The following is a 23,747-nucleotide window of genomic DNA, read 5'->3' as shown; positions in this document are numbered from 1 at the left end:
CTTAAAAGAAACCATTCGCTTCGCAGAATGGTTTTTTTTGTGCTAAATTAGGGGCTGATTTATTTTCTTACAATATCAAAAAGTGCCGAATTTTTATAACACTTCATTTATGTATTGTTAATTTTAAAGATTTAATTAAAATAGGTACGTTTTATTATTTTAAATGAAATTTTTACTATCGAAAAACTTATTAACGAAAACGTTTGAATTTAACAAATTTTATTAATTAATGATAAACATCACCTGAAAAGTGCTGAATGTTTGCTAATTTTACACTTTAATACTTAAATAATGCCAAAAACAATAAAAAAAGTTGGTGTTCTTACTTCGGGAGGAGACTCACCAGGAATGAATGCTGCAATACGATCAGTTGTTCGAACATGTGCTTACCATAATATAGAATGCATAGGAATTTATAGAGGGTATCAGGGAATGATCGAAGGAGATTTCAAAGAAATGGGACCTCGTAGCGTAAATAATATTGTAAACAAAGGCGGAACGATCCTGAAATCGGCTCGTTCAGTTGAGTTTAGAACACCGGAAGGTAGAAAAAAAGCTCACGATAATCTTGTGAAAGCCGGAGTAGATGCTTTGGTTGTAATAGGAGGTGACGGAAGTTTTACCGGAGGATTAATTTTCAATTCAGAATATGGTTTTCCTGTAATGGGAATTCCGGGTACAATTGATAATGATATTTTTGGTACAAGTCATACCTTAGGATATGACACCGCTTTGAATACTGTTGTAGATTGTATTGATAAAATTAGAGATACAGCAAGTTCGCATAACCGTCTGTTTTTTGTAGAGGTTATGGGTAGAGATGCAGGTCACATTGCTCTTAATGCCGGAATTGGCGCTGGTGCCGAAGAAATTCTTATTCCTGAAGAAGATTTAGGTTTAGACAGATTATTAGACTCTCTTCAAAAAAGTAAAGCTTCAGGAAAATCATCAAGTATTGTAGTTATTGCTGAAGGAGATAAAATTGGTAAAAACGTATTCGAATTAAAAGATTACGTTGAAGCTAATTTACCTGAATATGATGTTAGGGTATCTGTTTTAGGACATATGCAGCGTGGTGGTTCTCCATCTTGTTTCGACCGTGTTCTTGCAAGCCGATTAGGTGTAAAAGCAGTAGAGTCTTTAATCGAAGGAAAATCAAATTACATGGTAGGTCTGCAGGCAGATAAAGTTGCCCTGACACCTCTTGAACAAGCAATTAAAGGTAAATCTGAAATTGATAGAGAATTGTTGAGAGTATCTGATATCATGTCAACATAAAAAAAAAGTTTAAAAAGGAAAGAAGTTTATTGTGAGGAAATTAGACTTTAAAGTAGTGTAATAAAAACAAAAGCAAAAATTAAGTAAAATGTCAAAAGTAAAATTAGGAATAAACGGATTCGGACGTATCGGAAGAATCGTTTTTAGAGAAACTTTCAATAGAGATAATGTAGAAGTTGTAGCAATCAACGATTTATTAGATGTTGATCACTTAGCTTATTTATTAAAATATGATTCAGTTCACGGTCGTTTCAACGGAACTGTAGAAGTAAAAGAAGGAAAACTTTACGTAAACGGAAGAAATATCCGTATTACTGCAGAAAGAAATCCTGCTGACTTAAAATGGAATGAAGTTGATGTTGACGTAGTGGCTGAATGTACTGGTATCTTCACTACTATCGAAACTGCAAATGAGCACATTAAAGGTGGTGCTAAAAAAGTAATTATTTCTGCTCCTTCTGCAGATGCTCCAATGTTTGTAATGGGAGTAAATCACGAGTCTGCAAAAGCTACTGACTTAGTAGTTTCTAATGCATCTTGTACTACAAACTGTTTAGCTCCTTTAGCTAAAGTAATTCATGATAATTTCGAAATTGTTGAAGGTTTAATGACAACTGTTCACGCAACAACTTCAACTCAAATGACTGCTGATGGTCCTTCAAGAAAAGACTGGAGAGGTGGACGTGCTGCTAGCATCAACATCATCCCGTCTTCTACAGGAGCTGCTAAAGCGGTTGGAAAAGTAATTCCTGCTTTGAATGGAAAATTAACTGGAATGTCTTTCCGTGTTCCTACTGCTGACGTTTCTGTAGTAGATTTAACTGTAAAAGTAGCTAAAGAAACTTCTTACGAGGAAATTATGGCTGTTTTAAAGAAAGCTTCTGAAAATGAATTAAAAGGTATCTTAGGATATACTGAAGATGCAGTTGTTTCTCAGGATTTTATTTCTGACAAAAGAACTTCAATCGTTGATGCTACTGCTGGAATTGGTTTAAATTCAACTTTCTTCAAATTAGTATCTTGGTATGATAATGAGTACGGATACTCAAGCAAATTAATTGATTTATCTGTGCATATTGCAGGTTTAAAATAATATTATATATTTTTGTAAAATCCCGTTATTTCAAAGTAACGGGATTTTTCTTATTTTGTTACTTCTTTAATTAATGTAAAAAACACACTTTTTATTTAGCTAAAGAAAAACTAATCCAAAAACTAAATAAAATGAAATTAATAGTTGATAGTGGATCTACGAAAGCCGATTGGATTGCAATTGATGATAATGGAAAAGTATTATTCACCACACAAACATTAGGATTAAATCCTGAAATTCTGGAAGGTCATGAAATTATCGAAAGGTTAAATGACCGTTTTGATATCTTACAAAATAAAAAAAATGCAACACATTTGTTCTTTTACGGAGCAGGATGTGGAACTGACAGAATGAAAACAGAGCTTTCGCAAATATTTCAGGAATATTTTGTTAATGCTATTGTAGAAGTTCATGAAGATACATATGCAGCAGTTTATGCGACTACTCCAAAAGGAGAAGAAGCTATTGTGAGTATCTTAGGAACAGGTTCTAACTGCAGTTATTTTGATGGGAAAGTATTGCATCAAAAAGTACAATCATTAGGATATATTGCCATGGATGATTGTAGCGGAAATGTTTTCGGAAAAGAATTAATCAGAAAATATTATTTCAATAAAATGCCTAAAGAACTGGCAGTAGAATTTGAAAAAGAATATGATTTAGATCCTGATTTCATCAAAAACAAATTATACAAAGAACCAAATCCAAATGCTTATTTAGCGACTTTTGCTAAGTTTTTGATCAAGCATAAAGACACTGAGTTTTGCAGAAAAATTATTTTCAAGGGAATGAAATCTTTTGTAAAAAATTACATCAAACAATTTGATAATTGTAAAGAAGTTCCGGTTCATTTTGTAGGTTCTATTGCTTTTTATCTAAAAGACGAACTACAGGAAACTTTTGATAAATACGAGCTTCAATTAGGTAATGTTTTAAGAAGACCTATTGATGGATTGATAGCTTATCATGTTGCTAATCAATAATTAAAAGGTAAGTATGGAAATTGCTATAATAGCTCACGATGGTAAGAAAGCAGATATGGTTCAGTTTTTAAATAAAAACAAAACACTTCTTCTTCAGGAAAATATTAAACTGATCGCTACAGGAACTACCGGAAGTAAGGCAGTAAATGCCGGTTTTAAGGTAAAAAGAATGCTTTCAGGACCAATGGGAGGCGATGCGCAAATTGCTGCTCGCGTAGCCGAAGGTAAAACGCAAATGGTTTTCTTTTTCAAAGATCCTCTGGCGAGCCATGCTCATGAAGTTGATATTAATATGCTTATTCGTGTTTGTGATGTGCATAATGTACCTTTGGCAACAAATGAAGCTTCTGCTCAGTTGTTATTAAATGCTATAGCGTTGCAATTATAGAATTTTACATCATTCAATATATACCAAAAAACCGTTTCATCACTGAAACGGTTTTTTATTTGCTTGTAATTATATTACTATAATTCTAGTTGTTGTTTGTTCTTGTTTTTTTAAGTGCTATTGTACAGCAATTATCGAAATCTCTACGTTTACATTTTTTGGAAGGCATGCTACCTGAACTGTTTCACGCGCAGGTGCTGTTTTTTCATCAAAATAAGAACCGTAAATGGCGTTTATAGCCGCAAAATTGTTCATATCCATGATGAAAATTGTGGCCTTAACAACGTTTTCAAAAGTCATGTTTGCAGCTTCAAGAATGGCAGCAATATTATTCATTACTTGTGTGGTTTCGTCATTTATATTTTCTGTGACAAGTTCTCCAGAAGCTGGATTTATGGCAATCTGGCCAGATGCATAAAGTGTATTTCCTGATAATACGGCCTGGTTGTAAGGCCCAATTGGTGCAGGTGCTTTGTCTGTAAAGATGATTTTTTTCATGATAATAGTTTTTTAAATACTAAATAGGATAATTAGAGATAATGAAATTAAGATTAAATCTTTAAAGATTCCATTCATTATCACTAAAAGTTACTTTAAATAAAGGATTGCTTATCGATTAGAAGTGCTTCGTTTGTTCCATTTAATGTCACTAAGCATTCCTGATTTGATTCCGATAAAGAAGTTCCAGTTGGAGTTTACACCCAATGGACTCCAGTTAAATGCCATTCTCCAGCTTAATAAATCTCTTTCAAAACGGAATTGCGTAAAAGTAACTCCCTTTTGCACAAAATCGTAACCGGTGGAAACTCCGCCTTTCCATTTTGGAGTAATATCCATATTAGCAGAAACCATGATAGAGTTTCCTGTAATTTTATTTTCCCGATTTACATTTGAATAGGTCAGGGAATAAGCCATAGTCATATCCCATGGTATTTTTGCTTTAAAGAATTCTGTGATTACATCGTCTTCGTCATCTTTTTCATTAGCAAACTGGCTGTTTCGGCTGTCATTCAAATCCGTATTTGTACCAAATAAATCATCTTTACGTCCTCCGTTCCGTTCACTTTGTGTATTGTCTTTTTCCTTTCCGGTTCCTTTGTTAGAAAACGAATAGTTTAAAGTTACGTTGGCACTGGTCATTCTAAATAAACTCCCGCCATTATCAATATTATAAGTGTTAATTCTGGCTCCGCCATTATCGATCGCGTAAGGATCTAATGTAGCACCAAAATTCACATTCATTTTATTATCAAAAAGTTGGGTTCCTCCGCTTACAAGAACTGGTTGCCATGCTAAACTTTCTTTTCCGTCAGCATCAAAATTATAACTCGTGCTGAAGTTTAAATTGTTTAACAGCATGATTTTCTTAGGTTCTGTTTTTGTGCTGTCTCTGTCTCTTACTTTAGCTTCAAAAGTATTGCTTAAAGCAAAGGATACAATATTCGAATTACTTTTACCAGGTGCTCCAAAAATTCCACCATCAAATCTGGAATAAGTGGAAATTCTACCAGTAGCATCAACAGTATAATTATTGTAATACTGGTCAAAACTTGGTGTGTACGAGTAAGTAACCGTTGGACGCATTACGTGACGAATGGATTGAATTCTTTTGTCGCTTCCAAAATTAAACGTACCATAAATTGTAGTTCCTAAATTGGTACTGAAATTATAAGTTCTAAAAGCATCAAAACCATTAACTGTTGTATTGACCACCTGACCTTTATCCGGATCATAATCTTTATCAATAGTTTTTGTAACCCATGTTTCCTGATAATTGGTAGAGGCTCCTGCGCTAAAATATTTAAATATTTTAAAATTGGTACTAATTGGAATACTATGCTGCATGCCTATTTGAGCATCTCTAAACATTTGTGGTTTAAAAAATAATGAATCTGTAGTGGTGATGTTGTTTTTACCACTCAGGTTATATTGCAAGTTGATGTTCTTGATAAAACCTTTTTTAACCCCATCTTTTCCAACAAAAGGATACACACGATCAACACTGGCTTGCAAGGTTGGTAATGTCATCTGTATTTGCTCCGTTTGTGTATTTTGCGAATGCGTTGCTGTTAACGAAAAACGTGCTTGTGGTATAGTGTTAAATGTTTTGTTGTAAGAAATCGATGAATTTAAAGTGTTGTTTAAATTCGAACCAACGTTGGCCTGGTTAATAGATCGCTTAAAATATTTACTACTACCCATATTTACAGAAGCAGAAAAACTGGAATTGGGATTTGATTTTGTGTCTTTTGAGTGAGACCACTGAATATTGTAAATGTTTTCTTTACTGTAGTCAGGGTAACCTCGCTCGCTATTGATCAAATTCTCGAAACGAACATTTATGTTTCCTCTATACTTGTATCTTGTTGCGTACGCTGATTCAAATCGCATGGCATAACTACCATTGGTGTAATAATCAGCTAATGCCGTTAAGTCATAATTATCGCTTAAAGCAAAATAATAACCCATGTTTTGTAATGAGAAACCTCTGGTGTTTGAATCGTTATAACTTGGTACAATAATACCCGAAACACTTTTTTCCTTAGTCATCGGAAAAAAAGCAAAAGGCAGAATTAACGGAGTTGGTACATCTGCAATTACCATTTGAGTGGTACCGACGACAACCTTTTTGTTTGGAACGAATTTTACTTTGTTCGTTCTGAAATAATATTCAGGATCATCAATGTCTTTTGCAGTGGTAAAACGGGCACCTTTTAAAAAGTAAACAGAATCGTTTTCTTTTTTTGTAATAGCCGCTTTAATTTTAAATTCTCCCTGTTCAGTCCTTGAATTATAAATTAACGCCTTTTTTGTTTTAAAATTAAATCGGATAGAATCAGGCTGAACTTCGCTTGGTCCTTGTTTAAAATTAGGATATTGTATCAAAACACCTGCAGAATCTCTTATACGACCCGCATAAACTTCATCTTTTTCCAGATTTAAAACAATAATACCCGACTTTAATTCGACATCTTTATAATATAATTCGGCTTCATTATATAAAGTAAGCGTCTTCTTTTTCCTGTCGTACTTCGCATAATCTTTGGCTTTATACTTAGTAACGGCATCTAAAGCGCTCTTTTTGGTTTTAACAGTATCTAACTTTATGGTATCAACAACAGACACCGGCGTTAGATCTGTAACAGCAGTTTTGGCTTTATCTGTTTGTTTTACAGTTGGTAACGGCTTTTTTTTGTTTTTTATCTCTTGCGAATATAAATTACCACATCCTAAAGTTAGGAAAAATGATAATAAAACGATATTAAATAAGTTTGTATGCAAAGGTTTAAATGCTATTTTTGTAAAATTATGGCTTGTTTTTTGACATGTCAAACTTACATATAATTTTTTGTCAAAAATAATCAATTGTAAAAATTATAGCAGTTACGTTTTATTAAAATTAACTTTTAGATTTATGAACAGATTTAACAAAATTAAAGTAATATTTACTTTTTTTCTAACGATATTGTCTTTTTGTGCATACAGCCAGTCAAATGTTTTTAAGGTAACACTTGATGCTGGGCATGGAGATCATGACTTTGGAGCTGTTTATAGCGGACGGATCGAAAAAAATATTGCTTTGGCTATTGTTTTAAAAGTTGGTAAAATTTTAGAGAGCACACCCAATGTTAATGTAATTTACACTCGTAAAACAGATGTTTTTATTGATTTGGTCGAAAGAGCTAATATTGCAAACAGAGCCAATTCGAATATTTTTGTCTCAATTCACTGTAATGCCAATAAAAATACTGCTGCAGACGGAACAGAAACATATGTAATGGGTTTAAGTAAACTGGCATCGAATCTTGAGGCTGCGAAAAAAGAGAACTCGGTTATTACTTTAGAGAAAGATTATAAACGTAAATATGAAGGTTATGATCCTAATTCTCCTGAATCGATGATTGGATTAACTTTAATGCAGGAAGAATATCAGGACAATAGTATTTCATTAGCCAGTAAAATTGAAGATAATTTTGAAAAATTGGGTAAAAAGCTGAGACAAGGAGGAGTAAAGCAAGCGCCTTTTATGGTTCTTCATAAAGCCTATATGCCAAGAGTTTTAGTGGAAACTGGATTTATTTCTAATCCTACTGAAGGAAATATTTTAAATTCTGAAGAAGGGCAAAACGACATTGCAAAAGCTATTGCCGAGGCAATTTTAAGTTATAAAAGAGAATATTTTGGTTCAGGATCCAATGAATCAAACGATGCGCGACCAGTAAGAGATACTACTCCGGTAAAAGCAAAGGTGGTTGAAGCTCCTGCGGTTGCTAAGAATACTCCAAAAGGAACATTCTTTAAAGTACAGCTTATTGCCAGCATTAAAAAAACGCCATTGGAACCTAAAAATTTTAAAGGATTAAAAAATGTAACAATGATATACGAAAATAATATTTATAAATATTTTTACCAGGAAACTTCAGATTATGCAGCTGCTAAAAAATATTTAGAAGAAGCTAAGGATAAAGGATATGGAGCTTCTTTTTTAGTTGCAACCAAAGACGGAGAAAAGATCAGTATTCAAGACGCTATTAAATAATAGCCTTTAGTTCGAATATTTATACTAATTTTGTACAAACACTAAGAATTTTGAAACTAACAAGAGAAATTAAAACGGCTATTTTAGTCATCGCGTCAATTTTATTATTTATCTGGGGCTACAGCTTTTTAAAAGGCAAAGACCTTTTTACAAATTACAAAACATTATATGTAGAATATAATAATGTTGAGGATTTGTCATCATCAGCACCCGTTACCATAAATGGACTTTCAGTTGGTAAAGTAAGTAAAATTACAATAAATGAATTAACAGGTAAATTACTGGTTGAACTTCAGTTAAAAACAGATTTTCCAATCTCAAAAACAAGTAAAGCTGCTTTGTATTCACCAAGTTTAATTGGTGGAAAACAAATTAAGATTTTACCTAATCTGGCTGATAAAGATCCGGCAGAAGAAGGTCAATTGCTTTCTTCTACTGTAGAATTAGGTTTAACAGAATCTCTGGGAGGTAAAATAGAGCCAATTCAGCAAAAATTAGATTTAATGCTTTTAAATATCAATACTTTGGTTTCCGGACTAAATAATGTATTGGATAAAAAAGGACAGGAAGATCTAAAAAAATCATTGGCAGAATTGAGTCAGACTATGGAGCAATTTCATAGAGCATCAGGAACTTTGAATTCTATTTTAGATACTAATAAAGGTCAGATTAACGGAGTAGTGACAAACTTTAATAAAATGTCGAACAACTTCAATAAGATATCTGATTCTTTGAACAAAGCCGATTTAGGAAAAACAGTTAGAAACCTAAATCAGACTTTAGCTAAAGTAGACGGTATTATGAGTAATTTAAACTCAGGAAAAGGTACCGCAGGTAAATTATTAAATGATGATGCTTTGTATAATAATTTGGCTAAAACTTCGAAAGAATTAGAATTGTTATTGCAGGATGTTCGTTTGTACCCAACACGTTACGTAAACGTTTCTCTTTTTGGAAAGAAAAATAAACCTTACGTTGCGCCACCCACAGAAGACGCAAATACAACAGATAAAAAATAATTAAGGAATGGGATATTTAGATAATATTTTATTTGCTATACTTTTAATAGCTGGTTTTGGCTTTTTTGCATTAAGCATAAAAAAGATTATCAGAAACATTAACCTTGGAGTTGATGTTGATCGTAAAGATAATCCTAAGGCTCGTTGGGCAAATATGGCGATGATTGCTTTAGGGCAGTCCAAAATGGTGAAACGACCTGTTTCCGGAGTATTGCATATTGTTGTTTATCTAGGTTTCGTTATTATAAATATCGAATTACTCGAAATCATCATTGATGGTTTATTTGGTACACATAGAGTTTTTGCACCTTATTTAGGTGTTGTTTACGATTTTTTAATTGCCGCATTCGAAATATTAGCATTTTTAGTTCTGGTTGCAGTTATTATATTCTGGATCAGAAGAAATATAATTAGAGTAAAACGTTTTATAAATCCTGATTTAAACGGATTTCCAAAAAGTGATGCCAATTACATTTTGTATTTCGAGACTGTTTTAATGATTTTATTTTTATTAATGAATGCCTCGGATTTGCATTTGCAAAATGTTCCCGGAGGATTCTCTCATTTTCATAAAGCAGGAAGTTTTCCGATAAGTCAGTTTATTGCGCCAATGTTTAATGGCGTTTCAAACGAATTGGTTGCATTATTGTTTGAAGTTTTTTGGTGGTTGCATATCGCGGGTATTTTGGTTTTTATGAACTATTTGTACTTCTCTAAACATTTACATATTCTTTTGGCGTTCCCGAATACGTATTTTGCAAACCTAAAACCGCAAGGTCAGTTTGATAATTTAGAATCGGTTACAAAAGAAGTGAAATTAATGATGGATCCTAATGCAGATCCGTTTGCAGCAGCTCCGGCAGATGAAAATGCAGCGCCAAGTAAATTTGGAGCAAGTGATGTTCAGGATTTAAACTGGGTTCAGCTATTGAATGCATATACTTGTACAGAATGTGGCCGTTGTACATCATCTTGTCCGGCCAACCAAACAGGTAAAAAATTGTCTCCTCGTAAAATTATGATGGATACAAGAGATCGTTTGCAGGAAGTAGGGAAAAATATTGATGCCAACAAAGGTGTTTTTGTTCCGGATAACAAGACATTATTAAACGATTATATTACTCCAGAAGAATTGTGGGCTTGTACCTCATGTAATGCTTGTGTAGAGGAATGTCCGGTAAATATTAGTCCGTTGTCTATTATTATGGATATGCGTCGCTATTTGGTGATGGAGCAAAGTGCTGCACCAATGCCATTGAATGCTATGATGACTAACATTGAAAATAATGGTGCGCCATGGCAATACAGTCAGCAGGACAGGCTGAACTGGAAAAATGAAAATTAGAGTTAAAGTTTAGTTGGTTAATCGTTTATTCGCTTAACTGATAGCATGAAATAATTTTTCGGTTTTGGATAAAGTAGGAATTTTAATCGTTTACAGCGATTAACCAACTTAGCGAGCAGCCGATTAAACAATAAAAAGAGATGTCAGAAAGTTTAGTAGTGCCAACAATGGCTGAAATGCTAGCCCAGGGAATACAGCCAGAAGTTTTATTTTGGGTAGGTTGCGCGGGAAGTTTTGATGATAGAGCAAAAAAAATTACGAAGGCATTTGTGCGAATCTTAAACCGTACTAATGTTTCTTTTGCGGTTCTGGGTACTGAAGAGAGCTGTACCGGAGATCCTGCAAAACGTGCCGGAAATGAATTTTTGTTTCAGATGCAGGCGATGATGAATATCGAGGTTTTGAATGCTTATGAAGCTAAAAAAATTGTTACCGCTTGTCCGCATTGTTTTAATACTTTAAAAAATGAATATCCTGAATTAGGTGGTCAATACGATGTAGTGCATCATACTGAGTTTTTAAAGTCGTTGATGGATGACGGAAGATTAACAGTTGAAGGCGGACAATTTAAAGGAAAAAAAATCACTTTTCATGACCCTTGTTATTTAGGAAGAGCCAATAAAATTTATGAAGCACCGAGGGATTTAATAGAAAAACTTGATGTAGAATTGCTCGAAATGAAACGTTCTAAGGCGAATGGTTTATGTTGCGGAGCTGGTGGAGCACAAATGTTTAAAGATGCTGAACCGGGAAATAAAGAAGTAAACGTATTGCGAACAGAAGATGCTCTGGAAGTAAAACCGGATATTATTGCAGCAGGTTGTCCGTTTTGCAATACAATGTTGACTGATGGTATTAAACATAAGGAGAAAGAAGGACAGGTTAAAGTAATGGATATTGCGGAGTTAATAGCAAATGCGCAAGATCTTTAATTAAGGTTCTGAGGTGCTAAGTGAGGTGCTAAGTTTTTTAACTTGAAACCTGAAACTTGAAACTACTTTTGAATCTAAAATCAACAATCTAAAATCTAAAATTAAAATGTATATACCTTTTGAAGATTTACCTGGCGAATCCAAAATCTGGATTTACCAATCAAACAGAAAATTTTCTGAGGAAGAATTTTCTGAAATAGAAGCAGACCTGAAAACTTTCATTGAAGGTTGGGCTGCACACGGAACAAGTTTAGAAGCTTCATATCAATTAAAATACAACCGATTTATTATTTTGGCTGTAAATCAGGATGTGCAGGCAGCTACAGGATGTTCTATTGATAGTTCGGTGGAATTTATTCAGAGTTTAGAGAAAAAATATAATGTTGACTTGCTTGACAAAATGAACGTTACTTTTAAACTTGGGGAACATATTGCTCATAAACCGTTAATTGATTTCAAGAAAATGGTTAAGGATAAATCGGTTTCTGAGAACACGATTGTGTTTAATAATCTTGTAAACAATATAGAAGAATACAACGAATCCTGGGAAGTTCCTGCTGCTGATAGTTGGCATAGCAGATTTTTCTAAGAGAGATTTATAATATTTTTGGAAGGCATAAAACTTGGGTTTTGTGCCTTTTTTTGTTTTAACTGGCGATTTTTTATCGCAATCTTGTCATTCCGGGTGTTATTTTTTTTTACAAAAGCAATATAAATGACGTCATTGTTAGCGAAGTTGAAGAAGATACAAGAAATTGTATAATCTTTGCCATGAAACGCAGATGACACTGATTTGCTTTGCAAAGACGCAGATTAAACGGATTTTATTTTAATTCTAAAAAACGTCATTGGTAGGAACGAGAAATCTCCGTTGCAAGATCGACAACGATTGACTTTTCTTTGCGGAGTTTCTTGTGTGATCCTTCCTTCGTCAGTATGACAAGATTGTGGAAACTTTCGTTCTTGTAAAAAAACAAAACCTCTAATCTAGCCCCGATGGGAGTGATATCCTTTTTTGCCGGGGTTCGGCAGAAAAGATATAACGGACAGCGGGACAAGTGGTTCTTTTGAAAACATCACTTTTGCTCCTGAAAAACATTATTAATCATTAATTATGAATTTGCTTGGGAGGTTCTTACTTGATTTACCACAAATTAAAATGAAATAATCTTGTTGTCCAGGCTAGTATTAAAATTGATTTTGATCTAATAAACTCATATTCTGAGGTCTAATCTTCACAAAAATCTAACAATCTAAATCTTCGATTAAAAGCTATTTTTGAGTACTTTCGTAGTATTAAATTTAATACATGAAAATAGCTATAGTTTGTTATCCGACATTTGGCGGTAGTGGCGTAGTTGCTACAGAATTGGGTCTTGAATTAGCCAGACGCGGACACGAAATCCATTTTATTACTTACAGTCAGCCGGTTAGGTTGGCACTTTTAAATCCTAATGTTCATTATCACGAAGTAAACGTTCCTGAATATCCTCTTTTTCATTATCAGCCTTATGAATTGGCTTTGTCAAGCAAATTGGTTGATATGGTGAAATTATATAAGATTGAAGTTTTGCATGTGCATTATGCTATTCCGCACGCTTATGCGGGCTATATGGCGAAGCAAATGCTGAAGAATGAAGGTATAAATCTTCCGATGATTACAACGCTTCATGGAACTGATATTACACTGGTTGGAAATCATCCGTTTTATAAACCTGCAGTGACATTTAGTATCAATAAATCAGATTACGTGACTTCTGTTTCGCAGAGTTTGAAAGATGATACTTTGAAGTTGTTTAAAATCAAGAATAAAATTAAGGTAATCCCTAATTTTATTGAATTGGACAAAATGAAAAAAGATCCGCTTGCGCCTTGTCACAGATCCGTAATGGCGAAAGAGAATGAGCGAATCATAACGCATATTAGTAACTTTAGAAAAGTAAAACGTATTCCGGATATCATTAAGATTTTTTATAATATCCAGAAAGAAATGCCTGCTAAATTAATGATGGTGGGTGACGGTCCTGAAAAAGAAAAAGCAGAAATTTTATGTATGGAGCTGGGGATTTACGATAAGGTAATTTTCTTTGGGAACAGTAATGAAATTGATAAAATTTTATGTCTTACTGATTTGTTCCTGCTTCCGTCAGAAACTGAAAGTTTTGGTTTAGCAGCTTTAGAAGCAATGGCTTGTGGGGTTCCGGTAATTTCTAGTAATTCAGGAGGTTTGCCTGAGGTTAATTTTGAAGGTATTTCAGGATATTTGAGCAACGTGGGCAATGTTGAAGAAATGGCTGCAAATGCAATTAAAATCCTAAAGGACGATAAAACATTGAGTGAATTTAAAGCAAATGCCTTAGAGGTCGCAAAGAAATTTGATATCAAAAATATTTTGCCTAAGTATGAAGCTTTGTATCAAAAAGCGATAGACGATTATAAAGAGTAAAAACATTAAATTTAAAAACATACGTAAATGAAAAAAGTAATTTCGGTTTTAATAGTTTTTGTTTTAATTTCCTGTGGAGCAAAAAAAACAGCAGATTCAGGTTCGAAAGTTTTGTATGAAGTTTTAACAGAACAATCTGACGGTGGTGGAAATATTAAATTTTTTGAAATTTTGACAGAACCTAATGAAATCAAAATGTTGGAAAGTGATCCGCTTTTGAAAGATAAAATGAAAGATGACGATATTAGCAATTCAAATTATGTTATCTTAAACATGGGGGAGAAAAACACCGGCGGATATTCTATTAAGGTTGAAAAAGTGGAAGAAACGGATAAGAATATTATTATTACTGTAAAAGAAGTAAATCCTGCTGCAGATGCGATGACAATGCAGGTAATTACTTATCCTTATACGGTGGTAAAAGTGCATTCGAAAAAAGAGATTATTATAAAATAAGCATTGTTTAGGTTGGATATTGAATTTAACCGCAAAGTGCGCGAAGTTATTTATTTAAAGTATAATTGGAAATTAAAAAGTTCGCAAAGCTGTTTCAATACAAAGCTTTGCGAACTTTGCTTTTTTATAAAACCCCGCCATATAGAAAACCTTGCGCACTTTGCGGATAAATGATTAAGTGCTATAAAAACAAAAAAATCCTGTCGTTTTTCAGCGACAGGATTTCTTTTTACAATTATTTTTTAGTTTTAATTTTAGAATCTAAATTTAACTCCTAAACCTACATCAAATCCAAAATTGTCATCGTCATAATATCCTGAACCAATTTCAGGTCTTGCATCTAATGAAAGTGTGATAGGTGCTTCGCTAAATCTGTATTCTATACCAATATCTCCAGCTGCAAATACGTATGTTCCGCTGTCGTTATATTTAAAATTGTTATTGTAATAATCGTGGTCCCAGGCAGCAATACCACCACCAACACCAGCGTACCAGTTAAAACCTCCATCAATGTTCCAAACCCATTGGTAAAGAGCAACTCCTTTAATGGCATCTACATCACTACTATTTCTAAAACCTAAATCAAATTCAAGTCTATTTTTTTGGCTTAAGCCTAATTGATATGATACCTCGCCACCAAATCCGTTGTTATCTCCTAAACGTACTCCTAAAGCATGTTTTGAAATTTCTTGTGATTGAGCTGTAAATGCTAATCCTAATAGCATGAAGGCAGATAAAATGATTTTTTTCATAAAAATGGTTATTAAATTTTTTTCAAATGTACAGTTACGTGTAATGTAGAAACGTATACTATTTTTAAAAATTGTTATATAATTCACATTTTTACGTTTTTATCAAATTTTGTTAAAGACTTCTGTGTCAGTTGTAGTGCAGGATTTCTCTTTTTTTGGCGCAGTTTTTTAGACTTATTTTTTAAGGATGATTGACGAAATTAATTGCGAACTTAAAATATCTTCCATCTCAAAAAGATTTTCTTCTTCGCTAAAATTGCTTTCAATGTACGAGTATAATTTCCAACGCTTTTTATGATATTCTAATGCAGTAAGATTTTCGACCCAATCACCGGAGTTTAAATATAAGGTAGATCCGTGTTTGTTTTCCTTGGTGATAATTTTTGGTTCATGAATATGTCCGCAAATTACATAATCGTATTTTTTTTCGATGGCCAGATCTGTGGCTGTAGTTTCAAAATCCGAAATAAATTTGACGGCTTTTTTAACGCTTGCTTTTATTTTTTTAGAAAAAGAATACGGTTCCCGACCTAGTTTTGCTAAACACCAATTGGCAAATCGATTGCTTAAAATGAGATAATCGTATCCTAATCCGCCTAGTTTTGCAATCCATTTTGAATGCTGAACCGAAGCATCGAAAACATCTCCGTGAAAAATCCAGGCTTTTTTATCGTCTAATTCTAAAACTAATTTATCGACCAGAGAAAAATTTCCCATATTCATATCGCTGAATTTTCGAAGAATTTCGTCGTGATTTCCAGTGATATAATACACTTTTGTTCCTTTCGATGCCATCCCGATGATGCGTTGAATGACTCTTAAATGTGCTTTTGGAAAGTATGATTTTCGAAACTGCCAGGCATCAATTATATCGCCGTTTAAGACTAATGTTTTGGGTTTAATGCTTGATAAGTAGTTGTTTAGTTCTTTAGCGTGACTTCCGTAAGTTCCCAAATGAACATCTGAGAGAACGACCAATTCAACATTTCGTTTTTTCAATTTTTCTTTTTTTGAAGTTTAGCAAATAAAAGAAACTTTCGTCAGAGATATTTTATCAAAAGGTTACCAATTTGGCTACAATTTTAATAAATTGTGATTTTTAAACTACTTAACCTTTAGTTAATAATACTAATTTTAAATTTTTTAATTTAATTCATAAAACTTACATTTGCTCAAAACAAATTACAATGGCAGGAAATAGCTACGGCACCCTTTATAAAGTTACAACATTTGGAGAATCTCATGGTGAAGCTTTAGGCGGAATTATTGATGGTTGTCCATCAGGAATTGAACTTGATTTAGAAGCAATTGAACTTGAAATGTCCAGAAGAAAACCGGGACAATCAGCAATTGTAACACAACGTAAAGAACCGGATGCAGTGCAGTTTTTATCTGGTATTTTTGAAGGTAAAACTACCGGAACGCCAATAGGTTTTATCATCCCGAATACCAATCAAAAATCTGATGATTACTCTCATATAAAAGACAATTACAGACCAAGTCACGCTGATTATGTATACGACCAAAAATATGGTTTTCGTGATTATCGCGGTGGCGGAAGAAGTTCTGCGCGTGAAACGGCAAGCAGAGTAGTAGCAGGAGCAATTGCAAAGCAAATGTTACCGCAAATTAAAATTAATGCTTATGTTTCTTCTGTTGGTCCAATTCATTTAGACACACCTTACCAGGATTTAGATTTTTCTAAGATAGAAAGCAATCCTGTTCGTTGTCCTGACGAAAAGTCGGCGGCGATTATGGAAGAATATATTCGTGATATTCGTAAACAAGGTGATACTGTTGGTGGTGTTGTATCTTGTGTCATTCAAAACGTTCCGGTTGGGTTAGGAGAACCTGTTTTTGATAAATTACACGCTGAATTAGGAAAAGCAATGCTTTCTATAAATGCAGTAAAAGGTTTTGAATACGGAAGCGGTTTTTCTGGTTCTGAAATGAAAGGCAGTGAACACAATGATTTATACAATCCTGACGGAACTACAAAAACGAATCTTTCAGGAGGAATTCAGGGAGGAATCAGCAACGGAATGGATATTTATTTTAGAGTAGCTTTTAAACCTGTTGCAACAATTATGCAAACCCAGGATTCATTAGATAATAAAGGAAACATAACACCCATGACGGGTAAAGGTCGTCATGATCCTTGTGTTGTGCCTCGTGCCGTGCCTATTGTAGAGGCAATGGCGGCAATTGTTTTGGCTGATTTTTATTTAATCAACAAAACATATTAATAAAAATTAAGGCAGTGAGGGTCTTAATATTTTAATTCTAAATAAAACAAATTAATGCAAGTAACAGAAACTAAAAAAAAATCATTTCTTAAAGGATTAACTGGACAAATCGTAATTGCAATGGTGCTTGGAGCAGCTTTAGGAATTGTGATTCATAATTCAATTTCGCAGGAAGCTGCACTGTCTTTTAGTAATAAAATAAAAATGCTTGCCACAATCTTTATCAGATTAGTGCAAATGATTATCGCTCCTTTGGTTTTTACCACCTTAGTAGTAGGAATTGCTAAATTGGGAGATATAAAAACAGTGGGAAGAGTTGGAGGAAAAGCTCTTGGGTGGTTTTTTACAGCCTCTTTTATATCCTTATTGATTGGATTATTTTATGTAAATCTTTTAGAGCCCGGAGTAGGTTTAAAATTGGATCACGTAGATATGGCTGCAGCATCTGAGGTTACAGCTAAAACAAAAATATTATCTGTTGAAAATTTTGTAGAACACATTGTTCCTAAAAGTCTTTTTGAAGCATTGGCAACCAATGAGATTTTACAAATTGTAATTTTTTCTATCTTTTTTGGATTAGCGGCGGCTTCATTAGGAAGTACGGTAAAACCAATTATAAATGCTTTTGATAAAGCATCGCATATTGTTCTGAAAATGGTAAATTATGTAATGAACTTTGCTCCAATTGGAGTATTTGGAGCCATTGCAGGTGTATTTGCTATTAGGGATGCAGAAGAATTAATTATTACGTACTTTAAATTTTTCGGATCATTTTTAGTCGGAATCAGTACATTGTGGGTAGTCCTGATTGCTGTAGGTTATATTTTCCTGAAGGGAAGAATGACGGAATTGCTAAGACGTATTATAGGACCATTGGCAATTGCTTTTGGAACAACTAGTAGCGAGGCTGTTTTTCCTAAATTAACGGAAGAACTGGAAGAATTTGGTGTAAAGGATAAAATTGTTGCCTTTATGTTACCGCTAGGATATTCGTTTAATCTTGACGGAAGTATGATGTACATGACTTTTGCCAGTATCTTTATTGCTCAGTTTTATGGGGTTCATTTAGATCTGGGAACACAAATGGCTATGCTTTTGGTTTTAATGTTGACCAGCAAAGGTATTGCCGGTGTACCAAGGGCGAGTTTGGTTATTGTTGCAGCTACTTGTGGTATGTTTAAAATTCCTGTAGAAGGAATTGCTTTAATCCTGCCAATTGATCATTTCTGTGATATGTTCAGAAGCGCTACCAATGTTTTAGGAAATGCTTTGGCGACTTCGGTTGTAGGACAATGGGAAGATGATAAAGAAGACGGCATAGAAGGACTTGAAGAAGTTTAGTTTAGAAAAATAGTTTTATACTTTTTAAATGATAAAAAAACCGTAATGATAACTTTCATTACGGTTTTTTATTTGGTGCTATTTGTAATTGGTAAGAATCAAAATAATAGAGATAAAAATATTGATTAGTATTACTTTCATTATGAAAAACATACTGTTATTTTGAAGTTATAATAATGTATATTTGAATAAACATTTCCCCCAAATTTATGTCTTATTACAGGTTTTATTTTTTAGTTTTTGTTTGTATGCATTTATTTTGTCCTAAGCTATTTGCTCAGACTAATATTGGATCAAATGAAAAAATTAAAAATTTAACCCAGGAAGCCTGTGATTATTTAGATGACACCAATTATGAAAAGTCTTTAGAGAAATCCGGTATAGCTTTACAACATGCTTTCAATATAAAAAATGATACGTTAATTTCGAGGAATTATAATATAATAGCGATTAACTTTCATGAGCTGGGTGAAGTCGATAAAGCAGATTTTTTTTACCATAAAGCCTTATCTTATGCTAAAAGATCCAATATTGTTAATTTAAAAATGATGATTACCAGTAATTTAGGTAATTTATGTTTTTTTGAAAAAAAAAGATATACTGACGGAATTGCTTATTATAAAGAATCACTAAAATATGGCGAACATGCAAAGTATTCTGAAGAAGTTGCTATCACAAACCTTAATATTGTTTGGTCCTATTTTAAGATTGGAAACTATGCTGACGGATTGCCTTACCTGAACTATATCAATAAGAATCAGAATGCTTTAAAAGGAAAATCAAACGATGTGGCCTTAAATTTTTTGAATGGAATGTATTGGTCAAATGAAAATCAAAATGCTAAGGCCAATAAATATTTTTTAAAAGCTATTTCTTACGGGGAATCTATTCATGAAAAAACAGATTTGTTATATGCTTATTTAGAGTATTCGAAGTTTTTAAATAAGATTGGTAAATTTGAGGGCGCTTATAAAAATATGCTTGCTTATAGTACTATCAGAGATGAAATGACTAATAAGGAAAAACTCAAGCGAGCTTCTATTGCAGGTTTTAATCTCGAGTTAAATGAGTACAAAAGACAAATTGATAAAATAGAGAATGAAAAAGATTCACAATATCAAAGCCTGAAAAAATCGAGGATCATTGTCATTTTGTTTATAGTGATTTCGCTCATACTTCTTTTTCTGATTATTACCCTGATCAAAAATATCAGGTTTAAGAAAAAACATAATTTAGAGCTTTTAAAAGCAAAAGAAATCGCAGAAGAAGCCTCTTTGCTCAAAACTCAATTTATTTCGACCATAAGCCATGAATTGCGTACTCCGCTGTATGGTGTAGTAGGGATTACTAATATGCTGCTTGAAGAGCATAAAGAATTATCAAAGAGCCAACATTTAAGTTCTTTGAAATTTTCAGCGCGATATTTATTGTCATTGGTAAACGACATTCTTCAAATTAATAAAATTGAAGAAAATAAAGTGGTATTAGAAAATCTGACATTTAACATTTCAGATGAAATTACCATGATCAAAAATTCTCTGTCTTTTTTGTCTCAAAAAAATAATAATAAAATTTCTGTATCTATAGATCCTAAAATTCCGGAATATTTAATTGGAGATAAATTACGACTCGCCCAGATTTTGATGAATTTAGTAAGTAATGCATTAAAATTTACTAAAGGTGGTGAAGTCGAAATTATTGTAAAACTCATTAATATAGAGTCAAAAATGTACTTTCTTGATTTTTTAATTAAAGATAATGGGGTAGGAATTGCAATTGTAGATCAGGGTAAGATCTTTGAAAAGTTTGTTCAGGTAGGCAGGAAAGACGAAGATTATCAGGGAACAGGATTAGGGCTGAGTATTGTGACACGATTGTTGGCTCTTTTTGGAAGCACAATTAATTTAAAAAGTAATATAGGCGAGGGAACTTCATTTTCTTTTGTAATTGCTTTTGAATATGATCCGCAAAAAACAAAAAACATTATAGATGAAATCGAAGTAGATTTGACTTCAAGTGAAGTTTATAAAATTTTGATAGTCGAAGATAATCTCATCAATCAACTGGTGACAAAGAAAATTATAGAAAAGAATAATTATATCTGTAAAGTAGTAGACGACGGTTTTGGAGCTTTGGAAATCCTAAATAAAGAAGATTTTGATCTTATTTTAATGGATATTAATATGCCGTTAATGAATGGATTTGAAACGACTAAAAGAATTCGTTTAAAAGATATAAAAACACCTATCGTAGCATTGACTGCTTTTGATAAAGGTGAAATAACCGATGAAGCAATTTCATCCGGCATGAATGATATTATCATTAAACCTTTTGAGCCTGTTAAGCTGTTTAAGATTATAAGCTACTTAATATATGAATCAAAAAACGAGACAAGCACAAAAAAAATAAACACTAATTTCACAAATGTCGATTTGTGAAATTAGTGTTTACTTGGTAGCGGTATATTAATACCAGCGCTTTTTATTTTGCTTAGAAGCGTTTGATTTTCTTGATTTATGAGCGCCACCGCTTCGGTTAGAATTTTTGGGTTTTTCTTCTGTTGCTTCAGGACTTCCCGCGTGCCATTGGTAAGGATGATCCGTAATCGTTTTTACGTCTACTTTTATCAATTTCTGAATGTCTTTCCAGTAACCATGTTCGTCTTTACTGCAAAAGGAAATTGCAACTCCTCCGTTTCCGGCACGTCCAGTACGTCCAATTCTATGCACGTAGGTTTCAGGAATATTAGGTAAATCAAAGTTAATTACAAAAGGCAATTGGTCAATATCAATTCCTCTTGCGGCAATATCTGTCGCAACAAGAACACCTACTTCTTTGTTTTTAAAAGCATCTAAAACACGTTGTCTTGCATTTTGCGATTTATCACCGTGAATGGCTTCGGCAGGGATATCTTTTTTGCGCAATGCTTTTACAACATTATCAGCTCCGTGTTTGGTTCTTGAAAAAACCAATACGTTTGATAAATCTTCGTTTTTTATAAGATGATATAGTAGATTTCTTTTTTCTGTTTTCTCCACAAAATAAACACGCTGTTCTACATTTTCTGCTGTAGATGAAACCGGAGAAACTTCTACTTTTGCAGGATCTTGCAAAAACATCTCGGCCAATTCACGAATAGCAATAGGCATTGTTGCAGAAAATAATAAAGTCTGACGGTTTTTTGGAGTTAGTTTTACAATTTTCTTTACATCATTTATAAAGCCCATGTCCAGCATCTGATCTGCTTCGTCAAGAACCAAAGTATGTAAATGATCCAGATCAAGAAAACCTTGTTTTTGTAAATCCAGCAATCTTCCCGGTGTTGCCACCAAAATGTCAACTCCGTTTTTTAGTGTGTCAACCTGAGGATTTTGCGAAACTCCGCCAAAAATTGTCAATTGCGTCAGGTTGGTATATTTGGCATAAGTATCAAAACTTTGTCCAATCTGAACTGCTAATTCACGTGTTGGGGTAACTATTAAGGCACGAATTACTTTGGCTTTTTTTGATGAACCTACAATTCGGTGTAATTGATGTATGATGGGGATTGCAAATGCAGCGGTTTTTCCTGTACCGGTTTGGGCACAACCAATTAAATCCCTTCCTGCCAAAACAATCGGAATAGATTGTTCCTGGATAGGAGTAGGGTTTAGGTAGCCTTCTTCAAATACGGCTTTTTGTATACTTTTTGAAAGTGATAAATCTTCGAATAACATATCTTAGGTGTTAAGAATTTAGTTTTAAGTACTAAAATTCTGTGCAAAGATAGGTTTATTCGACCAATCGTTTATTTGATTCTTGTTTTATTTGGCAAATGAACTCATTTTCAGTAAGTCATCTTATAATAAAGTATGCTTTTCGTTGTTGGCTTTGATGAAATCCGTAACTAAATAACCAATTAATTTTCCAATTAAATTATTGTTGGGAGAATCGGCCAAATCCGGCGCTCCTTCGCAAATATGCAAGTAAGCAGCATTTCTGTGCTGTCCGAAAAAGGAAATAAACTGACGTAATTCTTCGACCGAAAATCCGCTAATTGTCATCGCACTGCTGGCAATGTTAGGAATCGCGTCCAAATCGATTTCAATACCAAAAGCATCTGTTTTGATAAATTCTAATGCCAACGCCATCTCTCTGTCAAAATCTTTTTCTTTACGAATATTTACACTGTCGTAGGTATTATAACGAACGCGGTCTTCTAATTTTTTAATAATGTCTAAAACACTTTTTGAAGTATAGTTTTCGTGTAAACCAAAAATGAAATATTTTTTTAAGAAGCCTTCTTCATAAGCATAAGAAAATCCATTTCCGCTATGGCGGCCTTCCAGGATCCTAAAATCAGAATGGGCATCAAAATTAATAGCATTTATAGGTTTTCCTTTGGCTAAAGCCGAACCTTTTATATTTCCGTAAGCATTATTATGGCCTCCGCCAATGATAATTGGAGTTTTCCCCGCTTTGATAATTGTAAAAATAATGTGCGAAACTTCTTTGTCTACTTTTTCAACCAGCTGACTTAATTTTGAGCGATCGTCAATATCGTTAAAATCCAAATTTTCAACATCGCGCATTTCTTCTGCAACATTAATATGTCCTAAAATAATAATCTGGCTGCCTTTAGAAAAACGATTGTGCTGTATATTGGCAATACTTTTTATAGCACTTTCCCAGGCCGATGCTGCGCCAGGCCTGCCGTAATTGGCACGCACGCCAATATCTTCAGGAATTCCCAACAGTACATATTTGGCTTCGCTTTCTTTTAGAAAATTGATTTTATCAACTCCTTTTGGAATGATAATCATCTTTTCTCCAAACTTTATTTCACCACTTCGATGATTTGTGACTTTTGCTAAATCATTGATAGTAAACGGGACTAATTTCTCCATGAAAAAAATTTATTTTCCAAAAATAATATAATTGTAGTAACT

20 protein-coding genes are annotated in these 23,747 nt (G+C 33.4%); 14 read left to right on the top strand and 6 right to left on the bottom strand.

All coding sequences use genetic code 11. The features are described from left to right. Window positions 1–291 precede the first annotated feature (291 nt). The 4 genes from pfkA to B0M43_RS21345 all read left to right on the top strand — a co-directional run bounded on the left by pfkA (window position 292) and on the right by B0M43_RS21345 (window position 3,742). Window positions 292–1,278, top strand: coding sequence for a 6-phosphofructokinase (pfkA, locus tag B0M43_RS21360; RefSeq protein WP_065450329.1), 987 nt, complete (start codon window positions 292–294; stop codon window positions 1,276–1,278). Between the two features lie 88 nt (window positions 1,279–1,366). After that, window positions 1,367–2,371 (top strand): type I glyceraldehyde-3-phosphate dehydrogenase, encoded by a 1,005-nt coding sequence (gap, locus tag B0M43_RS21355; protein ID WP_065450328.1) that lies wholly within the window; start codon window positions 1,367–1,369, stop codon window positions 2,369–2,371. A 131-nt stretch (window positions 2,372–2,502) separates the two neighbouring features. Continuing rightward, window positions 2,503–3,354, top strand: a complete 852-nt coding sequence (locus tag B0M43_RS21350; protein WP_065450327.1) for an N-acetylglucosamine kinase — start codon at window positions 2,503–2,505, stop codon at window positions 3,352–3,354. Between the two features lie 13 nt (window positions 3,355–3,367). Beyond that, window positions 3,368–3,742 carry a methylglyoxal synthase gene (locus B0M43_RS21345; protein WP_065450326.1) on the top strand — a complete coding sequence of 125 codons (375 nt, stop codon included), beginning with the start codon at window positions 3,368–3,370 and terminating at the stop codon, window positions 3,740–3,742. Between the two features lie 117 nt (window positions 3,743–3,859). Here the strand turns inward: B0M43_RS21345 and B0M43_RS21340 are convergent, their stop codons facing one another. Continuing rightward, window positions 3,860–4,240: a RidA family protein gene (locus tag B0M43_RS21340; protein WP_078005306.1), complete on the bottom strand. Its 381-nt coding sequence runs from the start codon at window positions 4,238–4,240 to the stop codon at window positions 3,860–3,862. A gap of 111 nt (window positions 4,241–4,351) precedes the next feature. Next, on the bottom strand, window positions 4,352–7,075 hold the full coding sequence (locus B0M43_RS21335) for a putative LPS assembly protein LptD (protein WP_065450646.1): 2,724 nt from the start codon (window positions 7,073–7,075) through the stop codon (window positions 4,352–4,354). 82 nt (window positions 7,076–7,157) lie between these two features. Between B0M43_RS21335 and B0M43_RS21330 the strand changes: the two genes are divergently transcribed. The 7 genes from B0M43_RS21330 (at window position 7,158) to B0M43_RS21300 (ending at window position 14,480) form a co-directional block, all read left to right on the top strand. Beyond that, window positions 7,158–8,282 carry an N-acetylmuramoyl-L-alanine amidase gene (locus tag B0M43_RS21330; protein ID WP_065450645.1) on the top strand — a complete coding sequence of 375 codons (1,125 nt, stop codon included), beginning with the start codon at window positions 7,158–7,160 and terminating at the stop codon, window positions 8,280–8,282. Window positions 8,283–8,332: 50 nt separating this feature from the next. Further along, window positions 8,333–9,301 carry an MlaD family protein gene (locus B0M43_RS21325; protein WP_078005304.1) on the top strand — a complete coding sequence of 323 codons (969 nt, stop codon included), beginning with the start codon at window positions 8,333–8,335 and terminating at the stop codon, window positions 9,299–9,301. A 7-nt stretch (window positions 9,302–9,308) separates the two neighbouring features. Next, window positions 9,309–10,646 (top strand): (Fe-S)-binding protein, encoded by a 1,338-nt coding sequence (locus B0M43_RS21320; protein WP_078005303.1) that lies wholly within the window; start codon window positions 9,309–9,311, stop codon window positions 10,644–10,646. Window positions 10,647–10,786: 140 nt separating this feature from the next. Then, window positions 10,787–11,578, top strand: coding sequence for a (Fe-S)-binding protein (locus B0M43_RS21315; RefSeq protein WP_065450322.1), 792 nt, complete (start codon window positions 10,787–10,789; stop codon window positions 11,576–11,578). 106 nt (window positions 11,579–11,684) lie between these two features. Then, window positions 11,685–12,167 (top strand): ABC transporter ATPase, encoded by a 483-nt coding sequence (locus tag B0M43_RS21310; protein ID WP_065450321.1) that lies wholly within the window; start codon window positions 11,685–11,687, stop codon window positions 12,165–12,167. A 720-nt stretch (window positions 12,168–12,887) separates the two neighbouring features. Further along, a complete protein-coding gene (gene bshA, locus B0M43_RS21305; protein WP_065449340.1) occupies window positions 12,888–14,024 on the top strand; it encodes an N-acetyl-alpha-D-glucosaminyl L-malate synthase BshA in 1,137 nt (378 codons plus the stop codon). A gap of 27 nt (window positions 14,025–14,051) precedes the next feature. Beyond that, complete coding sequence (locus B0M43_RS21300) at window positions 14,052–14,480, top strand: protease complex subunit PrcB family protein (protein ID WP_078005301.1); 429 nt, start codon at window positions 14,052–14,054, stop codon at window positions 14,478–14,480. A 254-nt stretch (window positions 14,481–14,734) separates the two neighbouring features. On the opposite strand, the gene B0M43_RS21295 is transcribed toward B0M43_RS21300, so the two are convergent. Together B0M43_RS21295 and B0M43_RS21290 are read right to left on the bottom strand one after the other, a co-directional pair. Further along, window positions 14,735–15,232 (bottom strand): hypothetical protein, encoded by a 498-nt coding sequence (locus tag B0M43_RS21295; RefSeq protein ID WP_065449342.1) that lies wholly within the window; start codon window positions 15,230–15,232, stop codon window positions 14,735–14,737. A 174-nt stretch (window positions 15,233–15,406) separates the two neighbouring features. Beyond that, window positions 15,407–16,231 (bottom strand): UDP-2,3-diacylglucosamine diphosphatase, encoded by an 825-nt coding sequence (locus B0M43_RS21290; protein WP_065449343.1) that lies wholly within the window; start codon window positions 16,229–16,231, stop codon window positions 15,407–15,409. Between the two features lie 188 nt (window positions 16,232–16,419). Between B0M43_RS21290 and aroC the strand changes: the two genes are divergently transcribed. The 3 genes from aroC to B0M43_RS21275 all read left to right on the top strand — a co-directional run bounded on the left by aroC (window position 16,420) and on the right by B0M43_RS21275 (window position 21,257). Next, a complete protein-coding gene (gene aroC / locus B0M43_RS21285) occupies window positions 16,420–17,478 on the top strand; it encodes a chorismate synthase (RefSeq protein WP_065449344.1) in 1,059 nt (352 codons plus the stop codon). A gap of 54 nt (window positions 17,479–17,532) precedes the next feature. Then, window positions 17,533–18,819 (top strand): dicarboxylate/amino acid:cation symporter, encoded by a 1,287-nt coding sequence (locus B0M43_RS21280; RefSeq protein WP_078005300.1) that lies wholly within the window; start codon window positions 17,533–17,535, stop codon window positions 18,817–18,819. A gap of 248 nt (window positions 18,820–19,067) precedes the next feature. Then, window positions 19,068–21,257: a response regulator gene (locus tag B0M43_RS21275; RefSeq protein WP_246860160.1), complete on the top strand. Its 2,190-nt coding sequence runs from the start codon at window positions 19,068–19,070 to the stop codon at window positions 21,255–21,257. 27 nt (window positions 21,258–21,284) lie between these two features. Here the strand turns inward: B0M43_RS21275 and B0M43_RS21270 are convergent, their stop codons facing one another. Both B0M43_RS21270 and B0M43_RS21265 read right to left on the bottom strand, forming a co-directional pair. Continuing rightward, window positions 21,285–22,535 carry a DEAD/DEAH box helicase gene (locus tag B0M43_RS21270; RefSeq protein ID WP_065449347.1) on the bottom strand — a complete coding sequence of 417 codons (1,251 nt, stop codon included), beginning with the start codon at window positions 22,533–22,535 and terminating at the stop codon, window positions 21,285–21,287. A 123-nt stretch (window positions 22,536–22,658) separates the two neighbouring features. After that, the gene (locus B0M43_RS21265) at window positions 22,659–23,705 is read right to left on the bottom strand and encodes a formimidoylglutamase (RefSeq protein ID WP_065449348.1); all 1,047 of its coding nucleotides are present in this window, start codon (window positions 23,703–23,705) and stop codon (window positions 22,659–22,661) included. Window positions 23,706–23,747 lie beyond the last annotated feature (42 nt).

Source organism: Flavobacterium sp. KBS0721, from assembly GCF_002007065.3.
Taxonomy (GTDB): Bacteria; Bacteroidota; Bacteroidia; order Flavobacteriales; family Flavobacteriaceae; genus Flavobacterium; species Flavobacterium piscis.
Note: the sequence above shows the minus strand (reverse complement) of the source record. Positions and strands in the feature narration are given on the sequence as shown.

What these genes read in the sequence shown, in the direction of transcription:
- aroC (WP_065449344.1), top strand. Translation starts at nt 16,420, where the DNA reads ATGGCAGGAAATAGCTACGGCACCCTTTATAAAGTTACAACATTTGGA.
- B0M43_RS21340 (WP_078005306.1), bottom strand. Translation starts at nt 4,240, where the DNA reads ATGAAAAAAATCATCTTTACAGACAAAGCACCTGCACCAATTGGGCCT.
- B0M43_RS21300 (WP_078005301.1), top strand. Translation starts at nt 14,052, where the DNA reads ATGAAAAAAGTAATTTCGGTTTTAATAGTTTTTGTTTTAATTTCCTGT.
- B0M43_RS21320 (WP_078005303.1), top strand. Translation starts at nt 9,309, where the DNA reads ATGGGATATTTAGATAATATTTTATTTGCTATACTTTTAATAGCTGGT.
- B0M43_RS21275 (WP_246860160.1), top strand. Translation starts at nt 19,068, where the DNA reads ATGCATTTATTTTGTCCTAAGCTATTTGCTCAGACTAATATTGGATCA.
- B0M43_RS21270 (WP_065449347.1), bottom strand. Translation starts at nt 22,535, where the DNA reads ATGTTATTCGAAGATTTATCACTTTCAAAAAGTATACAAAAAGCCGTA.
- B0M43_RS21315 (WP_065450322.1), top strand. Translation starts at nt 10,787, where the DNA reads ATGTCAGAAAGTTTAGTAGTGCCAACAATGGCTGAAATGCTAGCCCAG.
- B0M43_RS21345 (WP_065450326.1), top strand. Translation starts at nt 3,368, where the DNA reads ATGGAAATTGCTATAATAGCTCACGATGGTAAGAAAGCAGATATGGTT.
- B0M43_RS21350 (WP_065450327.1), top strand. Translation starts at nt 2,503, where the DNA reads ATGAAATTAATAGTTGATAGTGGATCTACGAAAGCCGATTGGATTGCA.
- bshA (WP_065449340.1), top strand. Translation starts at nt 12,888, where the DNA reads ATGAAAATAGCTATAGTTTGTTATCCGACATTTGGCGGTAGTGGCGTA.
- B0M43_RS21265 (WP_065449348.1), bottom strand. Translation starts at nt 23,705, where the DNA reads ATGGAGAAATTAGTCCCGTTTACTATCAATGATTTAGCAAAAGTCACA.
- gap (WP_065450328.1), top strand. Translation starts at nt 1,367, where the DNA reads ATGTCAAAAGTAAAATTAGGAATAAACGGATTCGGACGTATCGGAAGA.
- B0M43_RS21295 (WP_065449342.1), bottom strand. Translation starts at nt 15,232, where the DNA reads ATGAAAAAAATCATTTTATCTGCCTTCATGCTATTAGGATTAGCATTT.
- pfkA (WP_065450329.1), top strand. Translation starts at nt 292, where the DNA reads ATGCCAAAAACAATAAAAAAAGTTGGTGTTCTTACTTCGGGAGGAGAC.
- B0M43_RS21330 (WP_065450645.1), top strand. Translation starts at nt 7,158, where the DNA reads ATGAACAGATTTAACAAAATTAAAGTAATATTTACTTTTTTTCTAACG.
- B0M43_RS21280 (WP_078005300.1), top strand. Translation starts at nt 17,533, where the DNA reads ATGCAAGTAACAGAAACTAAAAAAAAATCATTTCTTAAAGGATTAACT.
- B0M43_RS21310 (WP_065450321.1), top strand. Translation starts at nt 11,685, where the DNA reads ATGTATATACCTTTTGAAGATTTACCTGGCGAATCCAAAATCTGGATT.